This window comes from Bradyrhizobium sp. CCBAU 21365 (genome assembly GCF_015291305.1).
Classification (GTDB): domain Bacteria; phylum Pseudomonadota; class Alphaproteobacteria; order Rhizobiales; family Xanthobacteraceae; genus Bradyrhizobium; species Bradyrhizobium elkanii.
In genome coordinates this window covers 5300881-5313792 of the sequence record NZ_CP030036.1, presented here as the reverse complement: position 1 = coordinate 5313792, position 12912 = coordinate 5300881, and the positions used below count along the sequence as shown (strand labels likewise).

General features: G+C 62.5%; 16 protein-coding genes and 1 tRNA gene. All 17 read left to right on the top strand.

Going from position 1 to position 12912, the window contains the following annotated elements:
- Position 1 precedes the first annotated feature (1 nt).
- The 17 genes from XI02_RS24560 to XI02_RS24480 all read left to right on the top strand — a co-directional run bounded on the left by XI02_RS24560 (position 2) and on the right by XI02_RS24480 (position 12911).
- Complete coding sequence (locus XI02_RS24560) at positions 2-2059, top strand: collagen-like protein (RefSeq protein WP_051447829.1); 2058 nt, start codon at positions 2-4, stop codon at positions 2057-2059.
- Complete coding sequence (locus XI02_RS24555; protein ID WP_028340262.1) at positions 2056-2436, top strand: hypothetical protein; 381 nt, start codon at positions 2056-2058, stop codon at positions 2434-2436. Before XI02_RS24560 ends, XI02_RS24555 begins: the two co-directional genes overlap by 4 nt.
- Before the next feature lie 64 nt (positions 2437-2500).
- Positions 2501-2917 carry a hypothetical protein gene (locus XI02_RS24550; protein WP_028340261.1) on the top strand — a complete coding sequence of 139 codons (417 nt, stop codon included), beginning with the start codon at positions 2501-2503 and terminating at the stop codon, positions 2915-2917.
- Positions 2914-3243, top strand: coding sequence for a co-chaperone YbbN (locus XI02_RS24545; RefSeq protein WP_028340260.1), 330 nt, complete (start codon positions 2914-2916; stop codon positions 3241-3243). Before XI02_RS24550 ends, XI02_RS24545 begins: the two co-directional genes overlap by 4 nt.
- Positions 3243-3455 carry a hypothetical protein gene (locus XI02_RS24540; protein WP_028340259.1) on the top strand — a complete coding sequence of 71 codons (213 nt, stop codon included), beginning with the start codon at positions 3243-3245 and terminating at the stop codon, positions 3453-3455. Before XI02_RS24545 ends, XI02_RS24540 begins: the two co-directional genes overlap by 1 nt.
- A gap of 15 nt (positions 3456-3470) precedes the next feature.
- A complete protein-coding gene (locus XI02_RS24535) occupies positions 3471-4013 on the top strand; it encodes a hypothetical protein (protein WP_035631366.1) in 543 nt (180 codons plus the stop codon).
- A 6-nt stretch (positions 4014-4019) separates the two neighbouring features.
- On the top strand, positions 4020-4577 hold the full coding sequence (locus tag XI02_RS24530; RefSeq protein WP_051447828.1) for an AAA family ATPase: 558 nt from the start codon (positions 4020-4022) through the stop codon (positions 4575-4577).
- 34 nt (positions 4578-4611) lie between these two features.
- Complete coding sequence (locus tag XI02_RS24525; protein WP_080686718.1) at positions 4612-5436, top strand: hypothetical protein; 825 nt, start codon at positions 4612-4614, stop codon at positions 5434-5436.
- A 10-nt stretch (positions 5437-5446) separates the two neighbouring features.
- On the top strand, positions 5447-5668 hold the full coding sequence (locus tag XI02_RS24520; RefSeq protein ID WP_028340257.1) for a hypothetical protein: 222 nt from the start codon (positions 5447-5449) through the stop codon (positions 5666-5668).
- 321 nt (positions 5669-5989) lie between these two features.
- Positions 5990-7453: a phage terminase large subunit gene (gene terL, locus XI02_RS24515; RefSeq protein ID WP_051447827.1), complete on the top strand. Its 1464-nt coding sequence runs from the start codon at positions 5990-5992 to the stop codon at positions 7451-7453.
- Between the two features lie 20 nt (positions 7454-7473).
- A complete protein-coding gene (locus XI02_RS24510) occupies positions 7474-9072 on the top strand; it encodes a DUF4055 domain-containing protein (protein WP_172647899.1) in 1599 nt (532 codons plus the stop codon).
- Positions 9073-9110: 38 nt separating this feature from the next.
- Positions 9111-9401: a hypothetical protein gene (locus tag XI02_RS24505; RefSeq protein ID WP_028340255.1), complete on the top strand. Its 291-nt coding sequence runs from the start codon at positions 9111-9113 to the stop codon at positions 9399-9401.
- Positions 9402-9677: 276 nt separating this feature from the next.
- Positions 9678-9962, top strand: coding sequence for a hypothetical protein (locus XI02_RS24500; RefSeq protein WP_155258440.1), 285 nt, complete (start codon positions 9678-9680; stop codon positions 9960-9962).
- Between the two features lie 249 nt (positions 9963-10211).
- A tRNA-Asn gene (locus XI02_RS24495) sits at positions 10212-10287 on the top strand.
- 198 nt (positions 10288-10485) lie between these two features.
- Complete coding sequence (locus tag XI02_RS24490; protein WP_155258439.1) at positions 10486-11397, top strand: hypothetical protein; 912 nt, start codon at positions 10486-10488, stop codon at positions 11395-11397.
- A 115-nt stretch (positions 11398-11512) separates the two neighbouring features.
- Complete coding sequence (locus XI02_RS24485) at positions 11513-12493, top strand: major capsid protein (protein ID WP_028340252.1); 981 nt, start codon at positions 11513-11515, stop codon at positions 12491-12493.
- Between the two features lie 91 nt (positions 12494-12584).
- The gene (locus XI02_RS24480) at positions 12585-12911 is read left to right on the top strand and encodes a hypothetical protein (RefSeq protein WP_028340251.1); all 327 of its coding nucleotides are present in this window, start codon (positions 12585-12587) and stop codon (positions 12909-12911) included.
- Position 12912: the final 1 nt, after the last annotated feature.

Here is a 12912-nt window from a genome sequence, read left to right as displayed (position 1 = left end):
GATGAGCACGTCGCGCTATCGCGTTATCTCCCTCAGCGGGATCACCATCGGCACTGACTTCTACGATGTGAACTCGATCGTCACGCTCACGCCCGGAGGCGCGAAGTACTTCCTCCTGAACAAGCAGATCGCGCTGGCCGACAGCCAGCCGCCGGTCGGCGTTCCGGGCGGTCCGAGCGAAGACGACGTCAAGATCGAGATCTACATCAACAACATCGGCAAGACGGTTTCGCTCACCCAGCTGCGGGACATGTTCCCGAGCTTCAAGGGTGATCCCGGCGAGCAAGGCCTCCGTGGACCTGCTGGAGCGCAGGGGGCGCGAGGGCCGCAGGGCGACGTCGGACGCGGCATCAGGCTCGCCGGCATCGTCGCCACCGTGTTCGATCTTCCTCCGGCCGCCGCCGAAGGCAATGACGTCTACCTCGCCCAGGACACCGGACACGGCTGGGCCTGGACGAATGGCGCCTGGATCGACATCGGCCCGTTCCGAGGTCCGGAAGGCAAGACAGGTCCGGCAGGCCCGAAGGGTGAGGCTGGTCCGCAGGGCCCGGCAGGCGAGCAGGGGCCTCCGGGCGACCCTGGCGATCCGTCGCTGGCGCAGCTGACGGCTGCCAACGCGGCAAGCTCGACGGCCTCAGCGGCCACGGCTTCCGACGCTGCGGACAGGGCGCTGGCCTCGGAGAATGCGGCTGCCGGTCACAAGCAGGACGCCAGCGACAGTGCCACAGCGGCTGCCGCCAGCGAAGCGTCTGCCCTCACGAGCAAGATAGCGGCGGAGCAGGCGGCATCGACCGCCACCACCGTGGTGGCCAGCGCATCGGATTCTGCTGCTGCGGCGGCGACGTCCAAGACGAACGCGGCGACCAGCGAGAGCAATGCGGCTGCCAGCGCGACGACCGCGACCAACAAAGCGGCTGCCGCGGCAACGAGCGAGCAGTCCGCTGCCACTCATGCCACCAATGCCGGCACGTCGGAGACCAATGCCGCAAACAGTGCGACCGCCGCATCCAATTCTGCCACGGCTGCAGCGCTGTCGGAAACCAATGCAGCGACCAGCAAGACGGCGGCGGCTACGTCCGCTTCGAATGCATCCACCTCTGCAGACAACGCGCAGGCAAGCTACACGAATGCGCTGAACGCCTACAACAACCTCAGGGGCACCTACTACGGCGCTCAGGCGACCGATCCTGCGACCGATCCTCTTGGCGCGGCGAAGGGATCTGGTGATTTCTATTTCAACACCACGTCGCTGACCATGCGGTACTGGAACGGCGCTGTGTGGGTCGACTTTCTGCTGCCTGGCGCCATCGGACAGTGCAAGCTGACCATGGTCAGCTCGACCACGCTCAAGCTGATCCCGTTCAACGGCAACCTGATCAAGATCAATGGTCAGCTATACCAGATCCCTGCGGCAGGCGTCACGCTGACCAACTCAGGATTTGCGGCGAACACGCTGTACTACATCTACATCAAGATCGTGGGCAGCACCCTGACGCTGCAGCAGAGCCTGACTGGTCACATCACCAGTTCTTCGGCCGGCAGCGTCGGCGTCGAGGTGATGAATACCGCTGGCGGCGAAGTGTACACGCTCGTCGGCATGGTTTTCACTGGCGCATCGAGCCAGTTCTTTGACCAGCCCGACACGCGCTGGGTCCGGTCCTGGTTCAATGAGACGGGCGTTATCTTGGCGAGGTACTCGTCGACCACGGTGGCGACGACATCAGGCACGCCGATCGAGCTGGATTCGGCAGTCCGATGCTTTGCGTTGCTGTGGGCGAATGAGCAGTTCCATCAGACGATCTCGTGTTCGTGCTTCAACAATACGCTCGGGTCGCTGACGTATCTGATCCCTGGCTGGGGCAACAGCTTCGGCAGCTGGTATGGACTGCAGCAGTACATGCACCAGGACACGGTCTCATACGCGAGATCGATGAGCAATTCCTGGACGCTTCAGAACTCAACCGATCAGGCAGTAATCCTCTCGATGTGGGGACAGGTTGGGTCCGGGACTGGCTCCTATGCCTACAAATCTAACTCCATCATGACGGTGCGCCGATGACGTCTCTTGCTACAGCTTTGTCTGAGCTTCGCCCTGGAGCCCAATGGGTACTCCGCGGCGACACCATCGGCGACCTTGAATGGCTCGACACAGAGCAGGTCGTGCCGACGCAGGCGGAGGTGGACGCCTACCTCGCGTCCCCAGTCGTGCCGCAGTTGGTGACGCCTCGGCAGATCCGGCTGGCGCTCTACCAATTCGGATTGCGCCAACAGGTCGAAGACTACGTCAACAGTCAGGACATCACCGTTCAGGACAGTTGGAACTATGCCACCCAGATCGAGCGGACCAATCCGCTCATCCTGGCCTGCAAGTCAGCTCTCGGAAAAACCGATGAGGAGCTGGACCAGCTCTTCATCCTGGCCGCGTCCATCGTCTGAGACCGCACAACGCACACCAACCAGGCCGTCCTTCGGGGCGGCCTTTTTCGTTTCAAGGACCGCAATGCTGTTCTCAATCATCATGGGCCTCTTGCCCAAGTTCGGGACCTCGTTCCTCGACTGGCTGAACAAGAAGACCGACGCAGACCTTGAGAAATTCAAGACCGCGGTCGGCGGCGACGTCCAGCTGAATGTCGCCGAGCTGCGCTACAAGGTCGAGGTCGCCCGCATGGCGGCCGACATGCGCAAGGACGATCGGGAGCACTGGTTCACCGCCTGGATGGTGCCGGTCGCCTTCGCCGTCCTGTTCTTTCACGTTGCGGCAGTCGTCTTCGACTCGATCCCGCTGCTCGGCCATGAGGTCGGCAGCTGGAAGATTGCCGCGCTCCCCGCGCCCTACAACACCATGCAGGAACAAATCGTCCTGACGATTTGCGGTGTGGCGGGCATCTCCTCACTCAAGAAGATCTTCTCCCGATGAAATCCGTTACCGACAGCTCGTTCCCCGCCGACGTTCTCCAGGCCGAGGGGCCGGTCGTCATCAAGTTCGAGGCACGCTGGTGCCAGCCGTGCAAGGCGATGACGCCGACGCTGGACGCGATCGAGAAGGAGCTGGCCGGCAAGGTCACCTTCGTCAAGGCCGATGTCGAGCACTGCGTGGCCGCCACCCAGCGCTTCAAGGTCGGCCAGGTGCCGGCGCTCGTCGCCGTCAAGGACGGCATCGTCACATCAATGAAGACGGGAGCTGCGCCGAAGCAGGAGATCCTGAAGTGGGTCGACCTGGCTTTCCCCGGCCTGCGAGACTGATGGGCTACCGGTTCGATCTGCAGAACCGCGTCGCTGTCCACGACCACGGCTTCGTCGTCCCGATCACCGACTTCTACGACAAGTTCGGCGACTACACAGAGGACCCGGAGGAGGCTGTCGTGATCGGTTTGGTCATGCCACCGGATGGCCTGTACGTCACTCTCGATCTGCGTGACATGGACGAAGACGACATCGTCACGACGCTCCAATAACAAGAAGAAAAGCACATGACTGACACGCCGCGTCGTCGGGGTCGCCCGACGAAGGAGGAAGCTGCTGCGCGCAAGGCCGCTGCAGAGGCTGCCGCCAAGAAGGAAGGCGAGGAGACTGCCTTCCTCGACGAGGTGCTTGCCGAGCCGATCAAGCGCCGCAACACCAAGCTCCAGCCGGACGAAGTGACGCTCCGAACGCTCGGCGAGCTGGGCAAGCTGTTCTGCACCCAGGAAGAAGCCGCCGCCGTGTTGGGCGTCTGCAAGAAGACCTTCTCGACCTTCCTCGGCGAATATCCCGAAGCTCGTGAGGTTTGGGACGACGGCCTGATGCACGCGAAGGTCTCGCTCCGCCGCAAGCAGTTGGCACTCGCCGACAAGAACGCGCCCGCCGCGATCTTCCTGGGCAAGAACTACCTCGGCCAGAAGGACGAGAACACCACCAACCTCAACGTCACCAAGCCGGCCAACGAGATGACCGAGGACCAGCTCCTCGAGATCGCAGGCCAGGCCGCATCACCGCGGCAGCCGCCGGCAAAGAAGTCAGACACCGTTCACTGAGGCAACATGAGCTTCGTCATCAATCTCATCGGCGGCCCCGGAGCCGGCAAGAGCACCACCGCTGCAGGTGTGTTCTTCCTCCTGAAGCTCCTCAACGTCCGCTGCGAGCTGGTGACGGAGTTCGCCAAGGAGCTGACCTACGACGAGAATTGGAGCGATCTGAAGCGCCAGCTCTACGTCACGGCTGAACAGGAACGCCGGCAGCGGCGCCTCGTCGGCAAGGTCGACTTCATCGTGACCGACTCTCCGCTGCTGCTCGGTGTCGCCTATGTTTCCGATGGGCGCGAGCGCCACGCAGTGGAGCAGTCAGCTCGCAGCCTGTTCAACAGCTACAACAACCTCAACTTCATCATCGAGCGCGTGAAGCCGTACCAGCCGTACGGTCGCAAGCAGACCGAGGAGGAGGCGAGGGCGATCGACCAGCGCCTGTTCGACGACGTGTTCGCCCGCGAGTCCCTGATCCCCATCCGGGGCGATGAGACCGCCGCCAAGACCGTCCTTCAGGTGCTCTCGAACATGGGGCTGCTACCGGAGCTGTACGACACCTACGGCACCCCGAACTAGCGAGTGACCGATGGCTGTCGACAGGCGAGGCGCCATGGGCGTCTCCGAAAGCATCCGCCAGCAACGGCGTGAACTTTTGGAGATGAGCCAGCAGCAGGCGCGAAACTTCTCCGAAGTGAAGCGAGAGATCCAGCCGGACCCTCCGCCGATCCAAATCCAAACTCCCAAAGAGGAACTCAAGATGGGACTTCCCCACCTGGTAATCGTCGGCGCCGATAAAGGCGGTGTCGGCAAGACCGTCGTGGCACGAACAGTGCTCGACTACTTCAAGGCTCAGGGCGTCGAAGCCCGAGCGATCGACACGCAGATGCCCGAGGGCAATCTCAAGCGCTTCCATCCCGACGTGACGGAAGTGATCGACCTGTCCAGCTCGGACGGCCAGATCAAGGTGTTCGACGCGCTGCCCAGCAGCCCGGTCACCGTGATCGACATCCAGGCCGGCTTGCTGACCCCCACGCTGACCCTGCTCAGCGAGATCGGTCTGCTCGCCATGGTCGAAGACGGCAAGATGAACGTGACCGTCATGCACGTCGTCGGCAGCACCGTCCAGTCGCTGAGCGAGATCGAAGGTGCCGCCAAGATCCTCACGGGTTCCCGCCACTTCATCGTCAAGAACCACACCAACGACGCCGCGTTCTTCGCCGGCCTCAACGTGTCAACCGACGCCCTGAAGATCGGCACCGCGCTGATCGACATCCCGAAGCTCGACGAGCGCGCCACCGAGTACGTCGAGGCAGCCGCGACGTCGTTCGCCAACTACGCCAAGACCGGCGATTCCTTCACCATGCGCGGCAAGGTCGGGTTCTGGGAGAAGGGCGTGTTCGCCCAATACGACGCAGCCAAGCTGCACATCGTCTAAGGAGCAGCTCATGTCTTCGATCTCGATCGTCCACCAGAAACTGCAGGTGGAAGATGCCCGTCTCGTCACCGTGTCCGACCTCGTTCAGGACACGGACGGGAAGTGGCTCCGCATCGTCAAGTTCTACGGCGACCCGACCGTTAATGGCGCTCCGACCGCCTTCGTGGAAGTCGCCGTCCGCTCCAGCAGCAAGGCCGACCTGGAGATCCAGGCGCCGGGCTTCAAGTTCTAATCCAGCAAACAAGACCCCTGACGGGATCGCATCTGACTGCCTGTGCCGAAACTGGTCTCGGTAAGGGGTATCCGCCAAAGAACCTTCCACGAGGGCGCGGACTAAGTCGCACATAGCAGCCTGCACGAGCAGTCAGATCGACCGCAATACGAAGTCCTGAATCAACAGGACGATCCTCTTGGCCAGAGGGCGTGGGGTCCTCTTTTCGCGGTGACCGGTTCGCAACGGCGGCAGCGGTGGGTCTGATCAACCTTTCTGCGTCGCTCGCCAAGACGGCGGTTCGATTCCGCCGCGCCGCTCCATCTCAACAACAAGAACAAAATGAACAACCTGATCGACGTCTCCCCGGAGGAGGCGGCGGCCGAACTCCTGCGTCGTCGGAGGGGCCGCGAGCACCTCATCGACTTCACTGAGTACACGCTCCACAAATACTACGCCGACCCGTTCCACCACCTGGTTGCCCAGAAGCTGGAGGCGGTCGAGCGCGGCGAGATCAAGCGACTGATGCTGTTCGCTCCGCCGCGACATGGCAAGTCGGAGCTGTCCACCCGCCGCTTTCCCGCCTGGTACATGGCGAGGAACCCCGAGAAGAACGTCATCTCGGCATCGTACAACGGCGACTTCGCAACGACCTTCGGCCGCGACGTCCGCAACATCGTCCAGGGCAAAGAGTTCAAGACGCTCTTCCCGGACGCCAAGATCCGCTCCGACAATCGCGCTGCCGATGAATGGGAGCTGGAGAAGGGCGGCAAATACTTCGCGGTCGGCGTCGGCACCGGTACCACCGGTAAGGGTGCAAACCTGTTCCTGATCGACGATCCGATCAAGGACCGCAAGGACGCCAACTCCGCCTCATTCCGTCAGGACCAGTGGGATTGGTACCGCGACGTCGTTTACACCCGTCTCGAAGAGGACGCCGCAATCGTCCTCACGCTGACGCGGTGGCACTACGACGACATCGCCGGCCGCCTGGTCGACCTGGCGCAGTCAGGCAAGGGTTTGCCGTGGGACATCCTGTACCTGCCGGCACTGCCCTACACCAAGAAGATCAAGCGCGAGGACGGCACCGAGGATCTGATCCTCAACGACGATGGCACGGTCCCCGGCGACGCCCTCGGACGAAAGCCGAACGAGCCGTTGGCGCCGAACCGGTTCTCCTATGCGGCTCTCACCGACCGCATGGACGTTCTGGGCGAACGGTCTTTCGCTGCTCTCTACCAGCAGCAGCCGATGGCCGACGACGGCGGCATGTTCAGCGCCGCCTGGTTCGAGCAGCCCGGCGAGATGCCGGCCCGCCGCGTCCGCGTGCGCGCATGGGATTTGGCCGCGACAGCTGACGGCGACTACACGGTCGGCGTCCTGATGTCGAAGGACATGAACGGCATCTTCTACATCGAGAACGTGATCCGCTTCCGCGGCTCCGCGCTCGAAGTCGAGAAGAAGATCTTCGACACCGCGCGCAGCGACGGACACTCGGTCCAGATCGTCATCCCGCAAGACCCGGGCCAGGCCGGCAAGAGCCAGGCCCAGAATTTCATCCGCCGGCTCGCCGGCTATCGCATCAAGGCAATCCGCCCCACAGGCTCGAAGGAGACCCGCGCTGCAGCGTTCGCTGCGCAGTGCGAAGGTCGCAACATGAAGATGGTGAAGGCGCACTGGAATGAGTGCTTCACCGATGAGTTGGAAATGTTCCCGCTTGGCACCCATGATGACCAGGTGGACGCAGCGTCCGACGCCTTCAACGAACTCCTCGGACCTCGCAAGGCCGCGATCCTTGACTGGTAAAGTCAGGACGTCCCCAAGAAATGGCCGACACTCAGATCAAATACACCCCGTCCCCCAAGACGGGTAATCCCGGGCAGCTCTCGTCTGCCGCGGAAACGATGCAGACCCGCACCGCGATGCTCCGCGCCGTCTACGGCGGCACGGAGACCATGCGGGCACAGGGCGCCACCTTCCTTCCGCAATACGAGAAGGAGTCGGACACCCGGTACCAGGCACGACTGGCTTCCACGTTCGCTCTCAACAAGCTCAGGGAGGCCGTGGATGCGGCTTCCGCCAAGCCCTTCCGAACCCTGCTGAAGGTCCAGAACGGCGATCCTGACCTCGATCTGTGGACCCAGGACATCGATTTGCAGGGCAACCACCTGCACATCTTCGGGCACCAGTATTTCAACAACTCGATGCTCGACGGCATGTGCCACCTTCTGGTGGACCATCCCGATACCTACAACATGAAGAGCCTCGCCGATCAGAAGGCATCCGGCGCTCGCCCCTTCATGAAGATGTACAAGGTCGACGACGTGGCAGCTGCCTACGACATGTATGTCGGCGGCGACACCAAGACCGTCCACGTCCGCATCCGCAGCCAGCGCGCCGAGCGCGACGGCTTCAAGGAGGTGCTCTACAACCAGATCCGCGTGATCGAGATTGACCCGACCAAGACGTCGGGCATCGTGCAGCTCTGGGAGCAGAAGGCTCAGTCCGGCGGCTCGAACTGGGACTTCATCGAAGAGACCCCGCTGCAGAACATGGCCGAGGTTCCCTTCGTGACCATGTATGCCGGCGAAAAGGAAGCCGACTACCTGGCTCGGCCGATCTTCATCGATCTCGCCTACAAGCAGATCGAGCACTGGATCTCCAGCTCGGACCAGCGGTCGATCCTGTCGGCGGCGCGCTTCCCGATGCTGGCGTGCTCCGGCGTCCAGATCGACCCGGAAGACGAGAAGCAGTTCGCGATCGGCCCCTACAAGGTGCTCTACGCGCCGGAAGCCAATGGCCGCTGGTACTACGTCGAGCCCCGCGGCACGGCGATCGAGAGCGGCGCCAAGGATCTCGACAAGCTCGAAATGCAGATGGACATGATGGCGCTCAACCCGGTCACGGGCACGCACCGTCAGTACGTGCCGCAGAACGAGCGCGACATCCAGGAAACGCGGGTCCACTCCGTCGTCCACGACATGGCGATCAACTGCCAGGACGCGCTGGAGAAGGCGATCAAGTTCATGGGGCAGTGGACCGGCAAGGACTACAGCCAGGTCCAGGTGATCCTGAACACCGAGTTCTCGAACACCAAGGATCGGATCGAGGAGGTGAAGCAGCTCGTCGCCATGTACGAGAAGCGCGGCATCTCGCGAGAGACCCTGTTGCGCGAAGTCTACAAGCGGAACCTGCTCGGCGACGATTTCAACATTCAGAACGAGCTGACCGCGCTGGCAGCGATCGACCAGGCCCTCACGGCCGGCACCGATCCGAACGCCAGCGCCACCGACCCAGCCGCCGCCCCGTCGAAGACGACGGACCCGGCAGCGGCCAACAGCAACACGCCTGCAAACGGAACCGGGGGTACCCCGAAGACGTTTGATTTCCCCAACAATCAGGATCGGCCCAAAAAGCAAATCTGATTGACGGGTGCAAATGCACATGGTAGGTGGCGCGTCCCATGGCTGAGATCGTACTGGAACTGAAAGCCGAGCAATATTTCTGCGAGCCCTGCTCATTGAAGCAGGGCACGCTGGTGCGCGAGCTTGTGCGGATGATCCCGAAGTCCGTGGTTCTGTTCGATAAGCTGGTCGGGGACGAGTACTACTGCTGCCCGATCTGCTTCGAGCCCAAGTTCACGGTCAAGGGCAAGAAGAAGGTCAAGCATGGCGCGAAAGATCCCAAAGTGGCAGCACATTCTGAACCTGGAAGCGCGGGCGAAAGGCCTCCCGGCCCCGTACTTGTCACCTGACGACGATCCTCCGATGCCCTCCGGCAGCCTTCCGCGGCCGGAGGTATTGGGTGCTCCGCCCGGCGACAAACACGTCCAGCAGATAGCAGGAGATGTCAGGATGGCTCGCAACGTCGGGCTGGCCTTCCTGCTCGGGAAGGCGGTTCCCGCCCTGTTTGCGCTGTGGCTGATCTGGCTTTTCTTCGGCAAGCACTGATTTGCATTTTCTTTGGATCGACCCTTGACAGAAACCCCATATCATGCGTATAGATTTGCTTGAATGCAAATGGAGTGACCGTGCAGCTCTTCCTCAGCAAAAACCTCGTCCAAGCCTTCCGCCTGCCACTCTGGGGTCAAGCCGCTGACGAGACGCCGCCGCAATGGCTGGTGACCCGGATTCAATCGGGTGAGCTGGAGATGAACAGCCTGGGCGGTCTGACTTACAGCACACCGTTCGGCGTGCAGTCCTGCGCCGCGGGCGACATCGTCGTCTTCTACGCTGACAATTCGATCGGGTTCGAGAAGCCCGAGGCCTTCGAGCGGGACTTCACTCCCGTGGAGGAAATTTCTCTGGCTGCCTGAGCGCTCGATTAGGCTCTGCCTGCGAGATCATAGGCACACCGTATGGGTGCCCGCTCAACACCAATCTCACTCCGACTTCTAGCCCGCCAGGATCAATCGCCTGGCGGGTCTTTTTGCGTCGTGGGTTCGCGCGCTCCTGGATTCCTCCGGTAGAGCGCGATTTCAGCGGTCTCAGCTCGCATCCTGCACAAGACGGGCAGAGATACCAAAGAGCGCGCCGCACGCCCGCGCCGCCGCTGAACAACTTCTTGGCATGTAGCTCAGCCGGTAGAGCACCTCGCTGTTAACGAGGGTGTCGCAGGTTCGAGACCTGCCGTGCCAGCCAGTCTCGTTCATCCGCCAAGGGCGGACAGAACTCTTGGGCCGCTCAGCGGCTCACCCAATTCGCCAGCACCGATCAACCGAGCCTCCCGGGATGGGACCTCGACCGATCGCTGCTGGCAACTTCGATTCCCCCGCTCCTGGGGGATTCACCGGACCACACGGCGGGACGCCATGGGGTCCTTTTATCACGAGGGGCGGGATGCCCCGCATTTCCGGGATGGATATGCTCAAAGCAGTCGTTACTGATCTCAATGAACTCGACGAGGGCCTCCGCGGCTACTACGTGCAGAAGGACGGGAAGTTCTTCCTGAACGTCACGCCGGTCGACGGTTTCCAACTCGACAACACCCAGGGCCTGAAGACGGCGCTCGGTGCGGAACGCAACAACGTTTCCGTGCTCCAGGCGCAGCTGAAGCCCTACGAAGGCCTCGACGCCGCCGCGGCTCGCACCGCGATCGAGCGTGTCACCGCCTTCGGAGACATCACGCCGGAAGCCGCGAAGACCGCGGTTGAAACGGCGGCACGACTGTCCGCACTCGATCCCACGAAAGAGGCTGAGCAGATCGCCAACACCAAGGTCGAGACCCTCAAGGGTCAACTCCAGGCACAGTGGACTGTGCGTGAGACCGAGCTGACCACCACGGTCAAGAACCTGGAGACGGCGAACAACAGCCTGACGGGGCAACTGAAGACTTTGATGGGCGACAGCCAGATCAAGTCCGAGGTCGCAAAAGCCAACCCACTGGACGACGCGCGGGATGCCGTCGAACTCCTGGTGAGCAAGTTCGTCCGCACGTCCATGAAGGACGGGAATGTCGTCGTCGATGTCATCGACGCCAACGGCAACCCGCGCATCAAGGACCACGCGGGCACCGCGTTCACCGTCGCTGATCTCGTCGCTGAGATCCGCGAGAGCCGCGCCGCTCTCTTCAAGCCTGACGAGAAGCGCGGCCTGGGGACCAACCCCAACACCCCCAGCAATCCGCCGGCCGGCGGGGTCGTGAACCCCTGGGCCAAGGAAACGCGCAACATCACCCAGCAGATGGTGCTGGAAAACACCAAACCCGAACTGGCCAAGCAGCTCAAGGCTGCAGCCGGCGTCACGGACTAACACCCCAACACGCTCATTCTTCGCAACCGCCGGGACGTTCGCGCCCCGGCGTTTGCATGAATGCAAAAAGCTGCACCCAAAGAGGGCAAAGGCCAGTCAAACTCAAGAGTGAGAAATGACTGAGACTCGTCTCGCGGACATGATCGTCCCGACCAAGTTCAACAAGTACGTCCAGGTGCTCTCGACGCAGAAGTCGGAGCTGTTCCAGTCGGGGATCATCACCGACCTCTCCAGCGTCATCGACGCCGAGATCGAAGGCAAGACGGTCAACATGCCGTTCTTCAACGACCTCGACGCCTCCGACGCCGAGCAGATCCTCGACGACACGACCGACCTGACCGTCAGCAAGATGACGACCGGCCAGGACGTGGCCGTGAAGCTTCTGCGCGGTAAGGCGTTCGGTTCGAGCGACCTCGCGGCCGACCTGTCCGGCGCGGACCCGATCGACGCGATCGCCAACCGTTTCGCCGACTGGTGGAACAAGCGCATGCAGACCGCTCTGCTCGCGACCCTGGCCGGCGCCATGGGCTCGACCGACATGGCGGCCAACGTCAACGACATCTCCACCCTGACCGGTGGTGCCGAGAACTTCGACGCCGACTCGTTCATCGACGCAGCCTTCTTGCTCGGCGACGAGCAGGGCGGTCTGAACGCCGTGGCCGTCCACTCGCTGACCCTGAAGGCGATGGTGAAGGCCGACCTGATCGACTTCGTGCCCGACTCCCAGGGCAAGCTGACGATCCCGACCTACCTCGGCAAGACCGTCATCGTCGACGACAGCATGCCGGTGACCGGCGCCGGTGCGAACCGCGTGTTCACCACCTACATCTTCGGCCCCGGTGCGGTCGGCTTCGGCGAGAAGTCGCCCAAGGTGCCGGTGGAAGTCGAGCGCCAGGCTCTGAAGGGCATGGGCCAGGAGTACATCGTGAACCGTCGCCAGTGGGTCATGCATCCGCGTGGCGTCAAGTGGCTCGGCACGAACCAGGCCGGCGTGACCCCGTCGAACACCGAGCTGGCCGACGTCGCCAACTGGAAGCGCGTCTACGATGCGAAGATCATCCGCATCGTGGCGTTCAAGCACAAGCTGGCCGCCTAATCGTCAGCCCCTGACGGTTAACAGCTGAAACACAAGACCCTCCTTGGCTCTCGAAGCCGGGGAGGGTTCTTTGTGACTCTGGAGAACAAGAATGCTTGGAGCAAAAGGCTTCCGCACCCGTGAAGCGACCGCGAACTACAAGCGTCGCATCCGTAAGCTCGTGCCGGATGAAGTCCGGGCCGCTCGCTTCGCCAACCTGCACGGCAACGACGAGCCCGAACTGGAAACGGTCGAGCCCGAAGCCGAGGTCGAGGTGACTGCGGAGACGCAGCCCGAGCAGACCGAAGCGCAGGCTGACGAAGCCGCCGACGAGGCTGGCGACGAAGGCGAGGGCGACAGCGAAGAGACCCCCGACACGGAGGGTAAGGCCGCGACGCCGAAGAAGAAGGCCAGCAAGGCCAAGAAGAAGTCCGAGTAAT

Excerpts from the sequence above, each read along its gene's own strand:
- XI02_RS24560 (WP_051447829.1), top strand. The coding sequence starts at position 2 with ATGAGCACGTCGCGCTATCGCGTTATCTCCCTCAGCGGGATCACCATC.
- XI02_RS24525 (WP_080686718.1), top strand. The coding sequence starts at position 4,612 with ATGGGCGTCTCCGAAAGCATCCGCCAGCAACGGCGTGAACTTTTGGAG.
- XI02_RS24530 (WP_051447828.1), top strand. The coding sequence starts at position 4,020 with ATGAGCTTCGTCATCAATCTCATCGGCGGCCCCGGAGCCGGCAAGAGC.
- XI02_RS24555 (WP_028340262.1), top strand. The coding sequence starts at position 2,056 with ATGACGTCTCTTGCTACAGCTTTGTCTGAGCTTCGCCCTGGAGCCCAA.
- XI02_RS24520 (WP_028340257.1), top strand. The coding sequence starts at position 5,447 with ATGTCTTCGATCTCGATCGTCCACCAGAAACTGCAGGTGGAAGATGCC.
- XI02_RS24550 (WP_028340261.1), top strand. The coding sequence starts at position 2,501 with ATGCTGTTCTCAATCATCATGGGCCTCTTGCCCAAGTTCGGGACCTCG.
- XI02_RS24510 (WP_172647899.1), top strand. The coding sequence starts at position 7,474 with ATGGCCGACACTCAGATCAAATACACCCCGTCCCCCAAGACGGGTAAT.
- XI02_RS24545 (WP_028340260.1), top strand. The coding sequence starts at position 2,914 with ATGAAATCCGTTACCGACAGCTCGTTCCCCGCCGACGTTCTCCAGGCC.
- XI02_RS24490 (WP_155258439.1), top strand. The coding sequence starts at position 10,486 with ATGCCCCGCATTTCCGGGATGGATATGCTCAAAGCAGTCGTTACTGAT.
- terL (WP_051447827.1), top strand. The coding sequence starts at position 5,990 with ATGAACAACCTGATCGACGTCTCCCCGGAGGAGGCGGCGGCCGAACTC.
- XI02_RS24505 (WP_028340255.1), top strand. The coding sequence starts at position 9,111 with ATGGCTGAGATCGTACTGGAACTGAAAGCCGAGCAATATTTCTGCGAG.
- XI02_RS24485 (WP_028340252.1), top strand. The coding sequence starts at position 11,513 with ATGACTGAGACTCGTCTCGCGGACATGATCGTCCCGACCAAGTTCAAC.
- XI02_RS24480 (WP_028340251.1), top strand. The coding sequence starts at position 12,585 with ATGCTTGGAGCAAAAGGCTTCCGCACCCGTGAAGCGACCGCGAACTAC.
- XI02_RS24535 (WP_035631366.1), top strand. The coding sequence starts at position 3,471 with ATGACTGACACGCCGCGTCGTCGGGGTCGCCCGACGAAGGAGGAAGCT.
- XI02_RS24540 (WP_028340259.1), top strand. The coding sequence starts at position 3,243 with ATGGGCTACCGGTTCGATCTGCAGAACCGCGTCGCTGTCCACGACCAC.